General features: G+C 38.4%; 20 protein-coding genes and 1 pseudogene. 6 read left to right on the forward strand and 15 right to left on the reverse strand.

The window, feature by feature from the left end:
- Nucleotides 1–171 precede the first annotated feature (171 nt).
- The 10 genes and pseudogenes from ACIQYG_RS20470 to cdaS form a co-directional block, all read right to left on the reverse strand.
- Nucleotides 172–2,160: an acetoacetate--CoA ligase gene (locus ACIQYG_RS20470; protein ID WP_402841715.1), complete on the reverse strand. Its 1,989-nt coding sequence runs from the start codon at nucleotides 2,158–2,160 to the stop codon at nucleotides 172–174.
- Between the two features lie 108 nt (nucleotides 2,161–2,268).
- A complete protein-coding gene (locus tag ACIQYG_RS20475) occupies nucleotides 2,269–3,540 on the reverse strand; it encodes an ATP-binding protein (protein ID WP_402841718.1) in 1,272 nt (423 codons plus the stop codon).
- Nucleotides 3,541–3,660: 120 nt separating this feature from the next.
- Nucleotides 3,661–3,944: pseudogene (locus ACIQYG_RS20480) on the reverse strand (Lrp/AsnC ligand binding domain-containing protein); the annotation flags it as partial.
- Nucleotides 3,945–4,099: 155 nt separating this feature from the next.
- The gene (locus ACIQYG_RS20485; protein WP_402841721.1) at nucleotides 4,100–4,432 is read right to left on the reverse strand and encodes a (2Fe-2S) ferredoxin domain-containing protein; all 333 of its coding nucleotides are present in this window, start codon (nucleotides 4,430–4,432) and stop codon (nucleotides 4,100–4,102) included.
- Between the two features lie 605 nt (nucleotides 4,433–5,037).
- Complete coding sequence (locus ACIQYG_RS20490; RefSeq protein WP_402841724.1) at nucleotides 5,038–5,172, reverse strand: heavy-metal-associated domain-containing protein; 135 nt, start codon at nucleotides 5,170–5,172, stop codon at nucleotides 5,038–5,040.
- Nucleotides 5,173–5,879: 707 nt separating this feature from the next.
- Nucleotides 5,880–7,022 (reverse strand): acyl-CoA dehydrogenase family protein, encoded by a 1,143-nt coding sequence (locus ACIQYG_RS20495; protein ID WP_402841988.1) that lies wholly within the window; start codon nucleotides 7,020–7,022, stop codon nucleotides 5,880–5,882.
- Between the two features lie 116 nt (nucleotides 7,023–7,138).
- A complete protein-coding gene (locus ACIQYG_RS20500; RefSeq protein WP_402841726.1) occupies nucleotides 7,139–8,386 on the reverse strand; it encodes a GTPase family protein in 1,248 nt (415 codons plus the stop codon).
- A gap of 116 nt (nucleotides 8,387–8,502) precedes the next feature.
- Nucleotides 8,503–9,255, reverse strand: coding sequence for a PadR family transcriptional regulator (locus ACIQYG_RS20505; RefSeq protein ID WP_402841729.1), 753 nt, complete (start codon nucleotides 9,253–9,255; stop codon nucleotides 8,503–8,505).
- A 238-nt stretch (nucleotides 9,256–9,493) separates the two neighbouring features.
- Nucleotides 9,494–10,240, reverse strand: a complete 747-nt coding sequence (gene map / locus ACIQYG_RS20510; protein WP_192204779.1) for a type I methionyl aminopeptidase — start codon at nucleotides 10,238–10,240, stop codon at nucleotides 9,494–9,496.
- Between the two features lie 272 nt (nucleotides 10,241–10,512).
- Complete coding sequence (gene cdaS / locus ACIQYG_RS20515) at nucleotides 10,513–11,133, reverse strand: sporulation-specific diadenylate cyclase CdaS (protein WP_402841733.1); 621 nt, start codon at nucleotides 11,131–11,133, stop codon at nucleotides 10,513–10,515.
- A 273-nt stretch (nucleotides 11,134–11,406) separates the two neighbouring features.
- On the opposite strand from cdaS, the gene ACIQYG_RS20520 reads away from it, so the two are divergent.
- On the forward strand, nucleotides 11,407–11,727 hold the full coding sequence (locus tag ACIQYG_RS20520; RefSeq protein WP_402841736.1) for a 2Fe-2S iron-sulfur cluster-binding protein: 321 nt from the start codon (nucleotides 11,407–11,409) through the stop codon (nucleotides 11,725–11,727).
- Nucleotides 11,728–11,826: 99 nt separating this feature from the next.
- Here the strand turns inward: ACIQYG_RS20520 and ACIQYG_RS20525 are convergent, their stop codons facing one another.
- Both ACIQYG_RS20525 and ACIQYG_RS20530 read right to left on the reverse strand, forming a co-directional pair.
- Nucleotides 11,827–12,207 (reverse strand): VOC family protein, encoded by a 381-nt coding sequence (locus ACIQYG_RS20525; protein ID WP_402841739.1) that lies wholly within the window; start codon nucleotides 12,205–12,207, stop codon nucleotides 11,827–11,829.
- A 197-nt stretch (nucleotides 12,208–12,404) separates the two neighbouring features.
- Complete coding sequence (locus ACIQYG_RS20530; RefSeq protein WP_402841742.1) at nucleotides 12,405–12,896, reverse strand: hypothetical protein; 492 nt, start codon at nucleotides 12,894–12,896, stop codon at nucleotides 12,405–12,407.
- A 164-nt stretch (nucleotides 12,897–13,060) separates the two neighbouring features.
- On the opposite strand from ACIQYG_RS20530, the gene ACIQYG_RS20535 reads away from it, so the two are divergent.
- From ACIQYG_RS20535 to ACIQYG_RS20550, 4 genes are all read left to right on the forward strand, one after another.
- Nucleotides 13,061–13,528, forward strand: coding sequence for a DinB family protein (locus ACIQYG_RS20535; protein WP_402841745.1), 468 nt, complete (start codon nucleotides 13,061–13,063; stop codon nucleotides 13,526–13,528).
- A 62-nt stretch (nucleotides 13,529–13,590) separates the two neighbouring features.
- The gene (locus ACIQYG_RS20540) at nucleotides 13,591–14,004 is read left to right on the forward strand and encodes a VOC family protein (RefSeq protein WP_402841748.1); all 414 of its coding nucleotides are present in this window, start codon (nucleotides 13,591–13,593) and stop codon (nucleotides 14,002–14,004) included.
- A 300-nt stretch (nucleotides 14,005–14,304) separates the two neighbouring features.
- On the forward strand, nucleotides 14,305–14,805 hold the full coding sequence (locus tag ACIQYG_RS20545; RefSeq protein ID WP_402841751.1) for a VOC family protein: 501 nt from the start codon (nucleotides 14,305–14,307) through the stop codon (nucleotides 14,803–14,805).
- 207 nt (nucleotides 14,806–15,012) lie between these two features.
- Entirely contained in the window at nucleotides 15,013–15,564 is a 552-nt protein-coding gene (locus ACIQYG_RS20550) for a DUF402 domain-containing protein (RefSeq protein WP_402841754.1), read from the forward strand.
- Between the two features lie 86 nt (nucleotides 15,565–15,650).
- Here ACIQYG_RS20550 and ACIQYG_RS20555 read toward each other — a convergent pair whose 3' ends face one another.
- Nucleotides 15,651–16,301, reverse strand: a complete 651-nt coding sequence (locus tag ACIQYG_RS20555; protein WP_402841757.1) for a lysozyme family protein — start codon at nucleotides 16,299–16,301, stop codon at nucleotides 15,651–15,653.
- A gap of 229 nt (nucleotides 16,302–16,530) precedes the next feature.
- Between ACIQYG_RS20555 and ACIQYG_RS20560 the strand changes: the two genes are divergently transcribed.
- A complete protein-coding gene (locus tag ACIQYG_RS20560; RefSeq protein ID WP_402841760.1) occupies nucleotides 16,531–16,689 on the forward strand; it encodes a DUF4021 domain-containing protein in 159 nt (52 codons plus the stop codon).
- 219 nt (nucleotides 16,690–16,908) lie between these two features.
- Here the strand turns inward: ACIQYG_RS20560 and ACIQYG_RS20565 are convergent, their stop codons facing one another.
- Nucleotides 16,909–17,694, reverse strand: coding sequence for a glucose 1-dehydrogenase (locus tag ACIQYG_RS20565; RefSeq protein WP_402841763.1), 786 nt, complete (start codon nucleotides 17,692–17,694; stop codon nucleotides 16,909–16,911).
- A gap of 51 nt (nucleotides 17,695–17,745) precedes the next feature.
- A complete protein-coding gene (locus ACIQYG_RS20570) occupies nucleotides 17,746–18,498 on the reverse strand; it encodes an SDR family NAD(P)-dependent oxidoreductase (protein ID WP_402841766.1) in 753 nt (250 codons plus the stop codon).
- Between the last annotated feature and the right edge of the window lie 30 nt (nucleotides 18,499–18,528).

Genomic DNA, 18,528 nt, shown 5'->3' on the forward strand with positions numbered 1-18,528 from the left:
CTTCATTCTATTCATCTGTTTTAAAATTGTCAAGAAAATTTTTCCATCATTTATATATTCTTTTTAAGATGGTAGGCCATTCCAGAAGATTGAACCTTATTGGCGAATCATCACCAAGATCATTCAAGAGAATTATAAAAAAAGACGGAGCTTTTTTGCTCCGCCTGAATTCTAGAATATTTTTTTCTCATTCAACTCTAGAGCTAGTTCTTTAAAAAACTGTAGCGATTCTGGATTTCCCATGGAGTCTGCATTCACTACTTTATCAAACTCGAAACCTAATAACACTTTACGTATCGGGACTTCCATCTTCTTTCCGTTCAACGTTTTAGGAATTTGTTCAACGACATGGATTTGGTCAGGGATAAAGCGAGGGGATACATGCCCTCTGATTTGTTCCTTGATTTTTGCCGTCAATGCTTCATCCAGTCTTTCCCCGGGCTTAAGGACTACGAAAAGCAGCAGTGAGGAACGGCGGCCAAGCACTTCCCTATCAATGACAAGGCTTTCCATCACCTCGTCTATCGCTTCGACGACCCGGTAGATATCACTTGTTCCCATCCGTACACCCGAACGGTTGATGGTCGAGTCGGAACGTCCATAAATGATACATCTGCCCTTATCGTCGAGCTTTATCCAATCACCATGTTTCCATATGCCAGGATACGTATCGAAATAACTCTCGTAGTATCTTGTCCCGTCTTGATCATTCCAGAAGTACAGCGGCATGGACGGCATCGGTTTGGTAATGACCAATTCACCGACTTCATTAATCAATGTTTGACCATGCTCATCAAAGGCTTCCGCACAAACACCCAATGCCCTTCCTTGTATCTCTCCGATTCTCACGGGCAGTGTTGGAACACCGCCTACAAACCCGGCACATACATCGGTTCCGCCACTGGATGAACTGAGCCAGATATCCTTCTTGACATTTTCATACACCCATTTATAACCGTCGCCAGACAATGGAGCTCCAGTGGAAAAAAGAGCCTTCAATTTAGATAAATCATATTTTCCCAGAGGTTTGTTTCCTAACTTCATGGAATTCGTAAGAAATGGTGCGCTTGTTCCAAAGAAAGTCATGCCTGTATCTTCCGCCAATTCCCAAAGAACATCCATATTCGGAAAAGAAGGACTGCCGTCATAGAGGACGATGGTCCCTTCATTAAGCAAACCGCCCATAAGGAGATTCCACATCATCCAGCCCGTAGTCGTAAACCAAAATACAGTATCTTCGGAAGTCATCCCTTGATGGATTCTTGTTGATTTAAAATGCTCCAATACTATACCGCCATGGCCTTGTACAATCGGTTTTGGCATCCCGGTTGTACCTGATGAATAGAGAATCCAAAGCGGATGATCGAAAGGAACACTTTCAAAGGATAATTCTGCCTTTTCTTTTAAAAGGTCTTCCCACGGAATCGTATCTTCCAGATTCACTTCCAAAATCTTTTTTTCTATGTAAGGAACCAACACGGTATGCTTGACAGAGACCAATTCCTGTTTAAGCTGTAAGATGACTGGTGTTTTATCATATACATTTCCATTGTACTGATACCCATCAACTGCCAGTAATACAACAGGTTCAATTTGTTTGAAACGATCTATGACACTTCTTGCCCCAAAGTCAGGTGAACAACTGGACCAGATGGCACCTATGCTCACTGTTGCCAAGAAAGCTATCACCGCTTCGGGTATGTTTGGCATATAGGCAACAACACGGTCACCGGATTTCACACCAAGTTTTCTTAATGAATGAGCGACAGAAGCTACTTTTTCTTTCAGCTCTTTCCAGCTAACCTCCTGCTGCCTGATATGTTCGGAACGAAAAAAAATCGCCGTTTTCTCTTCTTGATCATTCAATAATGCATTTTCAGCATAATTAAGCCTTGCCCCCTCGAACCATTTCGCACCTGGCATTGATTGCTCCGCTAAAACCCTGTCATATTTCCTGGCAGCTTTTACATCACAATAATCCCATATTGAAGCCCAAAATTCCTCCAGTTCATCTACCGACCATTTCCATAATTCATGATAATCATGAAACGTTAAACCCTTCTTTTCTTTTAACCATTTCACATATTGAGTCAATACCGTTTGCTCGATTTGTTCCTTTGTCGGTTCCCAAATGATCTGTCCATCTGTAAGCGATTTCATTCAATCATCTCCCTTAGGTATCAAATGCGTCATTGAATCATTTCATAATATTGGTAGTTTACTTAAATTGTAATCTATGAGTTTTAAAACTGTCAATTAACACTAAACTCAATTAGGCTCGTATTTATGTATGGGCAGGTTAATGGAGAAGCATGTCCCTTTCCCTTGTACACTTGACACATGTATCGTTCCATCCATGCTTTTGATAACGCTATATGAAACCATCATGCCCAATCCAGTCCCTTTATTTTTTGTCGTGAAGTAAGGCTCACCTAGACGGTATATTTGTTCCTGCGTCATTCCAATTCCCTGATCTTGGATTCTAATTTGGATGGTGGAGGCAGCATGAATTAAATGTATGTATATTTTGCCATCATGGTCCATCGATTCTATGCCGTTTTTTAGGATATTGAACAAACACTGCTGGAATTTCTTCCTTTCCCCCATGATATAATAAGCTTCATCTTCGATTAGTGATAACTTCAATTCTGTTCCATTATTGTTAGCCAAGGGTTTAATGCTGTTCATGACATGCTGAATTTCCTCCGATACCCTTAATCGCTCTGTGTTTTCAGGGCTTATGGCAGCAAACGTCAAATAATCATTAATGACATCCGTGGCCCGATCTAATTCCTTCAATGCAATATTTGCATATCTGACCTTTGTATGGGAAGACACGTCTTCGCTTAACATTTGTATATATCCCCTGGTAACTGTAAGGGGATTTCTGACTTCATGGGATATGCTTGCAGCGAGATGGCTAACGATTTGCAATTTTTCCGCTTTCACTAATTTTTCGAGAACCTGAAAATTAGTGAGGATGACCTCCCATAGTAAGATTACAACAACGATTCCTATGACTTGGATCGTGAAGTATTGTTTCCATAGACTTATGCCGATAGTAAGTTCAAATACTACTGTTGAAATAAACTGTGTGAGAATATGTACAATGAAGATTAATGATATACCGATGATAATTTTTTTACTGACAGACATTTTCAAATAGTATTTAGATATAAAAAACAGGGAAACACCCACTAGCGGAAAAGTGATGCATGATATATAAAATCCATTTTCCCCCCCTGTTAAATAGCGGATAATAAGAGTGATGACTATCAATATGATTCCTAACCGGTAGCCTCCATATAAACCGCCTAACAGAAAAGGGATCCATCTAAGATCCCACACAAAATCTTCTTCCATAACAACGGGAAATAGCATGCATAGAACAAGGGAAAGAATAGGGAATATCGATAGGAAGGGTCCTTTTAATGCATCTAAACGGTAAACGTACTTCACTAGATAGCTCATTTGCAATAAAAAGATCGGAATAAGGATAATTAAAAAGTTAATCAGTAAATCTTTGGTCATAAGATTCATTTTCACACCGAGCTTTCGATATTTTTTGAAGATTTAGACAGGTGTAACAATCATAACAAGATAGAGAATGATAAGCTAGTGAAATTAATATGAGGGAATTAAAAGTTTCCTCTTCCGACATCAGAAAAGAATTTGAGGTGATGTTATAAAAAATACCCGTTCGTAAAAGTGTACTTTTACGAACGGGTATTTTCTTCCCATATTGGTGAAACTGTTGAATTTTCTAAGAGCTAGGCTAGTTAGTATTCTTGTAATTCCTAGTTTATTTAACTTTCTTATAAATCTAATTCCTTCCAATCTTTGTTATCCACTTTTAAAAGATAATCATACTCACCTGTTAAACAATGAAACTCCATTACTTCTGACACATACTCTAATGCCCTTTCCAATACTTCCTTTTTTTCTAAGAGAACATTTTCAATTAGTATTAATGGGGAGAAGTAAACCCTATTGGTGCAAATATGGACTGATTGGTAAAAATGATCAGTCCATTGAATATCGCAATTTTTAAGCGCCCTGTACAGAAACCCTTTTTAGATATGGAAGTAAGATGTATAGTTCATTCACTCTCATGGTTCTTGAATGTTTTCCCATCATGGTAATAAAGTTCAGAGCCTAAATGAACAGTGTCATTTTCTTTCAATTGACGAATAAGTTCTTCACTTTTTGTTTTATTCATTTCTTTATACCAGGTTCCTTGTGGATATAGAACAGCGATCGGACCATGCTTGCATTGGCCGTTGCATAATGTTTTTGTTGTATGAATCTCCTTTTGTAGTTCTAAGTTTTTCAATTCTCCCCTAATGGTCTCCGTTACTTCTTCTGCTCCATTTTTCGTGCATGTTTTCCCGTTGCAAATTAATAGATGTTTGCTAACCCCATCTAAGTTCATATTAATTCCCCTTTTTCCTTTTTATTTGACCTCTATAACAAATGGATAGCTATTGACTTTCATCAAAATTAAATTCTCCCCACACTTTGTATATGCCAGGTTTATCAAATTTTGTTTCAAATGGAGTCTTTTCTTCTGATGTAGGGTGTACGAACAAATTTCCCACCCTTAACATCCAAAATAATAACATGGCCTAAAGCCCCCAGATAGGGAACTGGAGTAACCCCTTTCGTATCAAAACTTAATCTACCATTATGTTTTTTCCCAGCTTTGTAGTTGTTAATTCACGTTGTATTTTCATTTATTGTTTTCATTAAATTTTTATCAACCTTAAGTGGATTTCCCTTATGTTCACCATAACCTTTCCCACATGCATCTCTATCGGACCAACCTGATAGCAAAGTTTCTAGGTTTAATATCAACAAACGCTTTATAAAAGTTTTCAGGTAGGTCGAATTTCAGAGTATAAACGCCATTTCCCTTTTCCACAGGAAGTTACAAAACAATTAACGACCAGGGTAATGAAAAACCATACTAATAAACCATACCCTGGTAAAGTATATGTTATTCTAAAAGAAATCGTGCTACAATTCGCACGTTCTTTTTTAAATGTTATGGTTCATGTCTGGATTAAATTCCACTTCAACGGTACCTGAATCCAAGTTTACTTTCACAGAGTTAACTCCATGTAATTTCTCTGCAATACCTTCAATCGCTTTATAACAATGCCCACAAAACATAAAAAAGCCAAGCACCGATTCAGAGACTTTCTAATACTAGGAATTATGGCAGGTACATGGGTTGGCGGATTCTCCCCCAATTTCGAGCGCTTTGTTTCTCGGTATTGGTAAAGGGGCCATACTTAAAGTAATTTATGTAAAACCAAAAATGCTCATTGAAGATCATAGAGAACATAAAAGCAGCTGTTTCATAGTTAAACCTTTCCGGATTGGGTCAGAATGTTCCTAATAGAAGTTTGGCAATACCATACAAACATGCGCAAGAGTGGTTATCATCATAGGACTTCTCGATATAATAACCAATTCATAGATTAATTAAAAAAAGCCAGTCCTTTGAAAAAGAACCGGGCTTTCCATTTACTATTTTCACCCGAATTCTAGAAAAAAATAAAGGTTCTATAAGTGACAGAGAGTTGGAATATGGTTTAGGGCAAAAAAAAGAAAAATGTAGAAAAACTCTGTAGAGACTCATCTCTACAGAGCTTAATTCAAATATCAGTTAGCTTTCAACTAGGGTGGCAGGGCACCTTCCCTTTGATTAGGTGTGAATAGTATTTTTCCTGAATCTTTTTATTTTGCAATTGAATCCATTTAACTCGGTCAGATCTTTGTTCTTAAGTTTGTGAATACCTGGTTTTTCCAACCTTAAAATAGAAAAAAACACTGAAAGCGACGAAGTCAAATCAGTGCCATATTCGAATACGACCTTAATAAAGTGCGGATTTTGCGAGCATCGTTATAGTCGCATCATCCATCGGAGGATTATGGAGACCTGCGCGTACATCTCTATAGTAGCGTTGCAGGGGATTGTTTCGTTGTAAACTTTTGGCTCCGACAACCCTCATCGCTTTATCGACGATGGAAATCGATTTGTTGACGACCGATAATTTAACAGCCCCCAATTGTTTCGATAATTCATCATGATCTTCAGGCTGCCGCATCCATTTTTCTGCGACAGAGTAGAGGAAATGGTGTGCTTCCCCCAATTCCAGTTCCATCTCCCCAATTGTACGTTGAACATTCGGAAGGTCCCTGATTGGTCCTGGTAAGCTATTCGGAGAATAGGTTTTCGCAAATTCGACTGCGTAATTTCTGGCAGCCACTGCAATTCCCAAGTAGCATGCCGGTATATGTAAAAGCCACGCTTCAGGTTTTCTTTTTTCACCAGGATTGCTTTTCATGACATAATACTTTTCAGGCAGGCTGACATCATTTAACACCAGATCATGACTTCCTGTCCCCTGCATCGAAATCATATCCCAAGTTTCTTCTATACTTACACCCGTAACATCACGATGAACTAAAAATGTGCCTAAACACTCATCTTCGGGTACCCATGCCGTTACGAGAAAAATATCAAGGACGGGAGAGAGTGTAGTAAAAGTTTTTCTACCATTCAAGTTCCATTGATTACCCTTTTTGATCGCGGTCGTTTCCGGTCGGCCTCCGCGCGTCGGGCTTCCCGTTCCAGCTTCAGATGCTGCCGTATTGATTAGAGCGCCTTTCGACACTTCATCAAACAATTCATTCATGACTCCTTTTTCCCATGGTCTCTTCTCCGTTAAGGATAGGACCGTTCCGACATGCCAGCCTATTCCTAAGGCTGTTGGTCCGCAATATTGAGCTATTTTTTCCTGGCATAGGAGAAAATCATATAAGGAACCGCCATATCCTCCATCTTCTTTTGCTAAAGTTAATTGGGGATATCCGAATTCCTTTAACTCCTGAATGTTTTCAAAAGGAAATCCCTTTGAATCATCAAGAGCCTCAGATCGGCCGGAAAAGGCCTGAATCGCTTCCTCTAATTTTTGTATATATTCTTTTTGCTTCCATGATTGAAAAAACGACATGAAGATCATCCCTCCTCTAGTAAACAAAAATCCTGAACCAGCCAGCAGCAGAAACAGAACTGCGAACTCCACTTTATCATATCACCTTAGTGTAGTTTATGGTTGGAATCTGCACATTAAGAGTCAATGTCTTCATTTTTATATTCTTTGTTCGCGTTCTTGTAAGCTTCCTTCGCCTGATCAATATTTTTGTTTTCGAGAAAGTAAGCTATCGCGGCTTGCCCGATTCCATAAGTGACGGCGCCCGCTACCGCACCGGAAACGGCTAGACCGGCCCCTGGGATGAAACGGACTGCAGCCCTGACACCTTCCCTGACAAGGAGCCCGATACCAACATTGATTCCTAATGCTGCAATGAATTCACTTGCCGTTTTCGTATTGATTTCTTTATCCGCGATAAAACCAATCACCACAATCATCAAACCTTGAATGCCGGTCAAAATGGGAAAATCGGCAAAAGGTATTGGTTCTGCACCGATTAAACCTGCGATTGCCGTAAACGTTCCCACTATCGTCCGAGCGAATTTCTTCTTAACGAATTGGCTTTGCATCGCCTTGGCAGTCTTCAGCTTCGCTTCACTGGGTAAGGCCTCAATTAAATAATCAGAAAGCAAATCTATGTTCCAACGCATATCATATTCAATATTTCCGCTTTCATCAAAATCAATATACGAACAAGTGGGAATGATGTTCAAAAGTGGTATTTCACTATCTTTAAATCGTTTTGACATCAAATCGATGGCTTCGTCAATATTCTTTTTTTTCTTAGGATTGGCATCAAAAGGTACTTGCTTATAATGTGGCGGATCTAATTCATCCACTTGGGTGACCACACAGATGACGGGTACATCATAATGGTGATTCTCTTTAACGATCTTGCGCAGCTTATTCAATTCCTGCAAGTCTTCTTCAATACGTGAATCCGTTTCTTTTGCTTTAATCAAGAAAAGAAACACATCAGGCTGTTCTTCAGTCACCGCTTTCATCAATTCATCCAACGGTGTTTCTTCTTCGAACTCTTCCGTAGGAGCTTCACTCTCACCCAGCCCGCGTGAGTCCAGCAAACGGATTTTGGGTTCGGCATCACTCGGGTACCATAGCCATTTCCCCTTACCTGTTCCAGATTTAACGGAACTGACATATTGCCGTTCCTGACCAAACATCGCATTGATCAGTGATGATTTCCCAGATCCTCGCCTTCCGACAAGAGCAATTCGAGGTTCCCTTGCATCAACTGTCATCGTTTTAAGCTTTAAGAGCTGGTCGAGCATTTTGTTCTTTTTTGATTGTGAAATTGGGAGCTTATCTACCTGACCTTTAATGAAACTGAATATGCTTCCCATTTCATCGTGTTTTTCCGCCATCACTCATTCCCCCATTTTAAGAAGTGTTTTAAGTAACATTTACCCTTGAACGATTCAATTTAAGCATGTAACTCCATTCTCCTTGCAAAATTAAGGGGCTCCATTTCTCTATTCATTTAGCTCTTTTCTTTTAAGAACATAACGACACTGGCCATATATTTTTGGATTTCCTGAACTTGAAAGGCGGCAGAATCCGCAATCTGTTTGTAATGATGCTGTCCTTCATCAGTGATCCGTAAATACCGTTTAGTTCGTTTTTCACTTTCCCACCTGCCGACAAGAAGGCCGTTCTCTTCCATTTCATGAGATAAATCGTATAAATAGCCGTTTGAAGCGATCCAACCGAACTGATTTTTAAGCAGATCGCCAATTTCCCCCATATAAATGGGTTTCTTAGTGAAAGCGGCTTTTAAAGTTACATAACGGACAAGGTCCTTCACCGATATTATTTTCGAGAAATACGACCTGTATTCTTCAGGAAGCTCATTAACAACCGGTGGGTTTTCACCAGATCCCCTTAAATCATACATGAAGCGATCAATGACCTTTTTCACTTCGGAAAACCGTTCCAGGAAATTTTCTTGATACCATATGTAAAGCTCTTTGCCTTTTTCCGTTATTTGATAATAATTTCTTCCCTTATTCGTATATAATGATAAATGATTGGATTCGACTAGTGTATTGGATATTTTACATAGATAGTCATAGCTATGCACTTTTCCCGTGAACGTATTTTTCAGGTCCTGATGAATCGCTCTTGGATAATTCGCTTTTATCCTCAAAGAGTGAAGTAAGAAAATCGTTAAAAATTCACGCTGGCTCAAACCAACCGTTTCAACCGTCGCAGACAGTTTTTCCCCTTTCTTCACAGTCATTCCCCCCTTAATATACTGTTTAAATAATACATAAATAAATATTTCTTTCTTCCCCTTATTATCCTGTGCTACCACATAATAGTAAAGTTTTTAATGCCAAACTGCCTAGTGCTAATTTTTTGGATTCGATCTATTGTGGGATGGGAGAATTTCGAATATTCTGTCGAGGTTTATTGTGAATTAGTTTAAAACAAAAAGAAACGGCCTATGATAAGGCCGTTTCTTTTTGTTTTTACTGTTCCGTTAAAATGATCGGATCTTCTTTTGTAATGACGAGGGTATGTTCATATTGGGCGGAAAGCTTTCCATCTGCCGTTCTCGCCGTCCAGCCGTCTTGGTCCATTTTCATATGCCATGTTCCTGCATTCAGCATTGGCTCGATCGTGATGACCATACCTTCTTTTAAACGGGCACCTTTACCTGGCTTACCATAATGTAGGACGGTTGGGTCCTCATGCATGGTTTTGCCGATTCCGTGTCCTGTAAAATCGCGGACAACAGAAAACTTTTCACCTTCTGCATATGACTGGATTGCATGCCCGATGTCCCCGAGACGATTTCCTGCCCGTGCAACTTCAATGCCTCTATATAAAGCATTCTTGGTTACATCCATTAAGCGCTGAGCTTCATCGGAAACTTCACCGACTGCATATGTCCAAGCTGAATCCGCCAAACCGCCGTTAAGGTTCACCACCATATCAATCGTAACGATGTCTCCCTCTTTTAATGCTTTTTTTTGCGGAAAGCCGTGACAAATCACATCATTCACTGATGCACATGTTGCATATTTGTAGCCGTTATAGCCCTTTTGTTCAGGTGTAGCACCATGCTCTGCCAAGTACTTATCGACAAATTCTTCTATTTCCCAAGTCGTGATGCCCGGTTTTATCATTTTTGCAATTTCTCTATGCGTCGCAGCAAGAAGTTTGCCCGCTTCATGCATCAAATTTATTTCTCGTTCACTTTTAATGGTTATCATTTAAAATCCTCTTTCGTTTTATAACTTTTCTGCTTGAGTCTCCTTATTTATCATATGCCTTTTTTTATATAAAAAGCAACCAAAAACCCGGTAAAAATCACCGGGTTCATTAATTCATGACCTTTTCTGTACCTGCATTTCTTAGAAAAATAAGCTTTTACAAAAGTGCTAAAAATGGAAGCGAGCGTCTACGTTATTTACACAATTGAATATTCCAGGTGTGATTTACCTAGAAAATATTAATCACCATATGGCTTATTGTTTCAAAAATTCTATATAGGACCATGTGTATTAATTGGGTACAGATTCCCATTAAACGCAAAAGAAACTCTTCCTGTTTCCTCTGATACTACCAATACAAGTGCATCACTTCGTTCAGATAAACCTAATGCAGAGCGGTGGCGTGTACCAAGTTTTTTTCCCCCTGTTGATCTGTCTGAAAGCGGAAGGACATTTGCTGCGGAAACAATCTGGTTTTGACTAACCAAAACGGCACCATCATGCAGTGGATTTCCAGGGAAAAAAATTGATTCCAATAAAGAATGGGTTAACTCCGCTCCTATTGAAATACCGGGTTTAATCAATGAATCAAGAGGATCTCCCCGTTGAATCACGATCAATCCGCCATGTCTCAAATTTGACAAATTTTGTACGCAAATTGATAATTCGGGATATTTGTCTGTAAACGGTGACAAATAACAGTTTAAATAAAATGTTGCTGCCTTCATATCGATGAATATGAATTTATCCTTTATTTTCTCGAAATTTCCAAGGAGACAATAATTTTCATCACCCATTGCTTCTAAATTATCCTGTAATGCCGATATTACTTGGCGTATCTCCTCTTTTAACATTTGTTTCATCGGTGAAAAATCACAATTGCCATTATTCACAGGCATGCACCTCCCTTTTATTATTTCACTCTCTTTTTTCCAAAAATGTTAAATGGCCTCGAAAAGACCTTTTTTAATTTCCCTAGCATTATTTACCCTTGTAAAATTAATAATTATGAATGTACTTAAAGTTTGTCTTCAAGATAATTAATTATTCATCTTTACTATCAATCAGCAATGACTTCACATTTTTTTATGTCATATGGGCAAGATAAGAGAATAGATATATTAATGACCTGTTGATAGATATCCTATAATAAGAGGTGGTATTAGATGCCTTATGTAACAGTATTTGACCAAGGAACGTTTGAAGTTGAAATGGGAAAAAAGTTAGTATTAGCATTGGAAGATAACGGAATAAATATTCTCCACCGATGCGGTGGGAAGGCTAAGTGTACAACTTGCAGAGTGGAAATATTGGCAGGTGATTTTTTGGAGGTCACAAATAAAGAAAAAAAGGTCTTTGAGGAAAAAGGAATGGAAGATCATTTGCGTTTATCTTGTCAAATTTACGTGAATGGAGACATAACCATTCGGCCGATCAAAACGGTTGAGAACTCTGGACTTCCTGCTGGGCCAAGGCCTGAAGACTAAATAGTTTCATAAATAGTGTAGTTTGATCAAAAAACATCAAAACGACTAAAAATATTTTTTCTAGTCGTTTTGATGTTTTTTTATCTTTAGCTAAATGATTTACTTCTTTTCCATGACCGCAAAGTAATTATCTTCATTATCAGCAAAGTTGAAGACTCTTCCAGATGGCATATTTACAAGTTCTCCCACTTTGATATTCTTCTCCGAAAAGTCTTTATATAATTCATCAAGATTATCCGAGTAAAACATTAATGAAGGTGTAGCAAGATTTAATTCAGGCTGCATTTTAGCAATGAATTCCTTATTATGCAGAATGATACTCGTTTGTGCTTCCTTTGTTGGGGCTATTTCAATCCATCTAAACCCTTGGCCGTTATCTTCTTCAGAAATTACGCTAAATCCGAATTTTCCCGTCCAAAATTTCAATGACTCATCTTGGTTATTAACATATAACATAATTTGACCGACTTTATTAATCATTGGGTTCTCTCCTTTTCTGCTGGTTCCGTTATTGATTGAATCGTTTATGTATAAGCATCATGCTGGTTGGGAATAATAAACTGATTTAATCGTATTATAAATGCAAGATTTAATCAATATTTACAAAAATTGAATTTTTCCGCTTTTGAGAGGGTTTTTAATAACCAACACAAGTGTTTAAGGAAAGCAGATATCTCTTACGAATTTTGCTTAATTGTTTCTTCTACGTATTCCAAGAAATCTGTATGTGCCGTATTCCCTTCCAGATATTGAGCTACCACAGTTAATGGTATTATAACTCTATCTCTCTTTTTGGAGTAAAGAACCGTCTCTGTTTTAATGCCCCTATTCACTTCATCTAGTTCAGAAGAAAAATGATATACAGAATCATATTCATACCATTTATAATCTTGATTTATATTCCTTTTTATAACTTCTCCAATATACCCACCTATCCTTATCACAAAATTATCAAAATGATTCTTTAAAAGTTCCCTCCCCATTTGAGTAGTACTTAATCTTTTCGTATAAGCATCTATATAACGAATGCTTTCAATAGTGAAATCTAAATTTCTCTTTGTTAGGTTCTCTTGATCCCAAGTGTCTTCTGACACATCCTGATACATTAATTTCGCAATGCCTTGTAAATCATTTTTTATTAATTTAGTTTTATTTAAGGAACCGAACATATGACATTTCCCCTTTTCACATTATCTATTGGTTAATTATACATTAATGGAATTGCTCCATTGTTTAATTAAAAAAGCTGCGCAATCTTTATATACATAAATTTGCAGGACTTTTCGATTTTTCACAGAACTTCTTTACAGAGTATTTATCAAAGGAGAGTGAAATGGTGGTTCTTTCGAAAGAGGGTTTGTTAAATATTTTGGAAGGCAACAGGAGATTGACGTTGCGGGTGGTTGAAGCTTTCCCTGAAGAGGAATTATTTCATTATACACCGGCCGGGAAGCTTCGCCCTTTCGCAGAGATGGTTAAAGAAGTCATGAACATTGAGACTGGATATATGCGTGGAATTGCACTGGGTATTTGGGAGTTTCCAGATTCCTTTTCCGTAATTTCCACCAAAGAAGATCTCGTATCAGCATGCGAAGCAGTAAGGGATGAGACGAGGAAATTGTGGGAGGAAATGACCGAGGAAACGCTTGGAGTGGTTGAAAAAGATCCTTTTTTCGGTCCCTCACAAAGCCACTTTGATAGACTTCAATATGCCCTGGAAAATGAGATCCACCATAGGGGACAGGGTTATATTTATCTTAGAACGCTTGGAATTGAACCACCGGAATTTTTCGTAAGGTAATAATGCATTAAGTAATAAAGTGGGAGCAATGAAAAATAAATAAGAAAATAGGAGTGAGATACATGTCAGTTGATGCATATCTTAATTTTAATGGAAATTGTCGACAAGCAGTAGAGTTCTACGCAGAGGTTTTTGGAACGGAACCACCAAATATCATGACTTTTGGGGAAACACCGCCTAATCCGGAATTTCCCCTTCCAGAAGAAGCGAAAAATTTAGTCATGCATACAAGGCTTACTATTAATGGAAGCAATATCATGTTTTCAGATACTTTTCCTGGTATGCCTTTTGTAGAAGGAAATAATATCAGCCTGGCATATGTCGGTAATGATATGGATGAAATTAAATCGATCTTTAACAAACTAAGTGAAGGAGGCACGGTTGGTTTAGAGCTACAGGAAACATTCTGGAGTAAAATTTACGGTCAGTTAACCGATAAATTCGGAATCCAATGGCAATTTAACTTCGAAAGCTAGAAAAGAAATTTGGATATAGGACTTTTCACGGTTTTGAAAAGTTTCTATATCCTTTTGTATTTCCATCACCATGAGGCAAGGATATTGTAACAGCAAAGGATTAAGGGGATTAGATAAATGTCGGTTCGAATACACAACGCACCCTGACTTTACATCATTATCTTGGTTCATGATAAATGGTGTATAGTAAAAGGGTAATTTCAAGGTATTTAATCTAATCGGCTAAATTCCCATTTCCATGATCATAATAGCAAGTTTAGTTACCCTGGCTATACATAAAAATAATAAAGGAGAAAAATCATGAAAAACAAAATTCAAAAAATCACAACCAATCTGTGGTTTGATTCACAAGCTGAAGAGGCGGCGAAGTTCTACACTTCCATCTTCGAAAATTCTAAGATCGGAAGAATCACTAGCTATGGAAATGAAGGAAATCAAATCCATGGGAAGCCACAGGGAACAGTGATGACAGTGGAATTTGAATTGGAAGGACAAGCATTCGTAGCATTAAATGGCGGTCCGCAATTCAAATTCACAGAGGCAATATCATTTATCATCCATTGCGAGGATCAAAAAGAATTGGACTATTATTGGGAAAAACTCTCCGAAGGCGGAGATGAAAAGGCGCAAGTGTGCGGTTGGCTGAAAGATCAATTTGGCGTGTCATGGCAAATTGTCCCTGCGAATCTAACCGAGATGGTAAACGACTCCAATCCTGAAAAATCGGAAAGGATGATGAAAGCGCTGCTCCAAATGAAGAAAATTGACATTAAAACTTTAAATCAGGCGTATATAGGATAAAGTTCCAAGAAACAAATTTCTAGTAAGCTGTGTTCATTGCAGAAAAATGGACGATTTTGAAGTAACAAAAGCCTAGTTTCTCGGTACTTGAAATTAGGTGTTGATATTTGAATTTCCTTAAAGTTTCCTGTCGTTATCAAAGTAAAAAAGAAAAACTTTCAAGGAAAATGAATGATCTAGATAGTTTTTAAGGGAGAAATAGAATCGATGGACAATATATTTACAACAGCACTTCAACGTGGCGATGAAATAATAGAAAGAAAAATCCGCTATGATTCCTTAGTTGTAGAACATAACTGTTTGCTTTTAAAAGCACAAAATCATCATGTCGTGCTGTTTCATGAAATCATGGATTCGTTCACGATGAAAGCGGGTCCTATAAAATTAACCATTCCTATTGGAAGTTATACGATTGCTTATTATTGGAAAGACCGCCCTTATAATTTATACATTTGGAGAGATAATGAAGGCAATTATTTAGGATCCTATTTTAATATTGTAAAAAATACATATATGGCGGATAAGTTGATATCCTTTGAGGATTTGATCATTGATATCTTGGTGCTTCCAAGTGGCGCCCATTTTATTTTGGACGAGGAAGAGTTACCTGTGCCATTAGAGCAATTTGAGAGTGGTTCTGTAGAACAAGCCTTAAACTCTTTACTTGATTCCATTGATATTTCTCTTTCACAAATCATTGAAGAATCCAAGAAACTCTATAAACATTACGACCTCCTTCCGTGGTTGAACGATAAATGACAATGGTTTTGATTCTTTGAACTCCACAATAGAGGTAACTTCATGAACAAAAAGCCTACTTCATTCAGTAGGCTTTTTGTTCCCTCTCACTCACCATCAGCTTGAGCCGATATACTGTTGGCAAGCTCCTCAATGTTCTTAGATACCTTCGCACTGTATGTGTAGTCACCGTAGCAATATGGGTATCGAAAATTATCTTTGTCTCCGCCGCAATCATAGAGAGTGGGGTTCTTTTCGACCTGAAGCATGGAGAACTTCTTCGCAAGTTTTTCATTATGCTTGCCCCCTTCATTCGCAACGAAATCAATATAACCGATTCCCATGTTATATGCTTGAATGATCGTGGCAAAATCCACGCCCTTTTCATTGCCATATTCATTGATCCTCTTAAAATGTTTCACCCCATACTTAATGCTTTCCGTTGGATCTGTGATTGCATTTGGATCAAGTCCCGCTGACTCAGATGCCTGCATGGGGTCTCCGCCCCGTCCTCGGCTTTCCTGCTGCATCAAAGCAATCAATGTCGAAGTATGCTCCTCAAGTCCGTATTTAGACAACTCCCCTTGAAGAAGTGAGCTATACTTTTTTACGTTCGCAAAAGAATCAAGCGTATTTACTGATGTGGAAACATTTTCGGAATTGGGGGTTTTCATGATCTCCTTAATGAGCAAAAATGTAAAAACCAGGATAAAAATGACAAAAACTTTCTTTGATTTATTACGTTTCTTCTTCTTCACATTCTCTCTCCGATATCTCTAAGTTAATATATTTATATCTTAACAAATAGTAAGACTGATAACTATTTAGAATACCCAATTAAATGTTTTGCAAATGAGACTGCCAGTAATTGAAATTAATATATTTCCTTCAACTCTAAACTTAACCGCAAAATCTTAGAAGGAACAGTGTCACACTGTGCATATTTTATCGAACAATGAGTCACCCTATTGGTTGGAGGTGATATGTATGGACAAGAAGAATGAAAAAGAAGAAATCATCCTTGATGATAAAAAGAAAAAATATAGAAACGAGTTTGGGGCAGATCCGGATGAACAAGAAATGAATGGCCTGTATGGTATGTTGGAAACTGAATATGAAGATAAGCTTCACGATAAAGAAAAGTAACGATTGGGTTATTGTATAAGCGCCTTATATGGCGTTTTTCTATGTGTTCATATTCCAAAGGTTCGTATTTTGTTTCATATAAACTGATTTTTAAATATACAAAAAAAACGAAAACCGAGAAAGTCTTCGTTTTTTTCAAATTTAGATCCATTCGGTCATTAACTAAAAGGATACGATTAAAAAAGGGGGTGACCAAATACTGTCACTCCCTTTACTCGATTAGTATTGTGAAGACTGTCCGCCATCAATGGGAATGACTGCACCGTTGATGAACTCTGATTCCCCTGATAATAGGAAGGCGACTAAGCGGCCGACCTCTTCAGGCTTACCAAAGCGTTTCTTAGGATTCACACTGACGAAATCCGCCATTGCCTCTTCCCAATTTTCCCCGCCTATTTGCCTGAATGATCCTTCTACCATCGCTGTTAAGATTACCCCTGGTGCAATGGCATTTATGCTGATTCCATATTGGCCATATTCTATGGCAGCTGTTTTTGTTAAGCCTGCTACAGCATGTTTACTTGCAACGTACGCAGCTTGGTTAAGCACAGCACGAATTCCACCTACGGAAGCCACGTTCACCACTGCGCCTGATCCTTGTTCTTTCATGATTGGCAGAATGTATTTCATACCAAAGAAAACACCATTGATATTGATGTCCGTTACTTTGTTGAAAACTTTACTATCGTACTCAGCCATAGGGGCTTGTTTACCTTCGATACCCGCATTATTATAGAATCCATCGATTCTGCCATATTTGCTGACTGTTTGGTCTACATAGTTCTTAACTGCTCCTTCATCCGATACATCTGCAGTCACCAGAAGCACGACCGATTCTGGTGCAATTTCCAAGATTAATTTTTTTGTCACTTCCAAAGATGCATCGTTTAAATCAACTAATGAAAGTTTAGCCCCTTCTTTAGCCAATTCCAATGCGGCTGCTTGTCCTAAACCGGATCCTGCCCCAGTAATGATTACAACTTTGCCATCGAATCGTTTGCTCATTTGTCAAAACTCCCTTTTTTAAGTTATCCCGAAAATCTATTTGAATACTGATTATCCCTTAAAGCTTAAGAATCCATCATCAACAGGAATGACTTGTCCATTAATGGCATCCGCTTTTTCAGAGAACAAGAACGTTACAACTTCAGCAACTTTTTCTGGCTGAATCAATTTTTTCCTCATATGAAGTTGTGCCAAACTGTCCAGGAACCCTGGATCTTCGCCAATGATCGGCGTTTCGATAAAACCTGGTGCAACGCCGACAACACGAATCCCATATTGCGCAAGTTCAATTGCACCGGATTTAGTCATGGCGATGACTGCAGCTTTTGCAGCATGGTAATTAAAGCTGCCAATTGAAACCATCGTTCCATATATTGAGGCTGTATTGACGATCGTTGCCCCAGTTACACCAAGCTCGACCATCTTCCTTGCTGCATAATACATGCCATAATATACGCCGTGTTGGTCAACATCAACTACTCTGTGGTATGATTCTGGATCCATTTCTAAAAATGGTTTTACTAGTCCAATTCCAGCGTTGTTGAAAATGCCATTGATGGTGCCATGATTGGCAATTGCAGCTTCCACCATCGCTTCCACTTCTTCCGCTTTAGCTACATCCACTTTCACAAAAGATGCCGTGCCTCCCTTTTGTTGAATAGATTCAGCCGTTTCTTTGGCAGCAACATCATTGTAATCAGCCGCAACGACAATAGCTCCCTGTTCAGCTAAACTATATGCCGTTTCCTTGCCAATGCCGCTGCCCGCTCCTGTAATTATAATGACCTTTCCTTGTAAACTCATGTAATCGTCCCCCTATAACAAAGTTTGTTG

The sequence above is a fragment of the Peribacillus sp. NPDC096622 genome (assembly GCF_044762665.1).
In the GTDB taxonomy this organism is placed as follows: domain Bacteria; phylum Bacillota; class Bacilli; order Bacillales; family DSM-1321; genus Peribacillus; species Peribacillus frigoritolerans_B.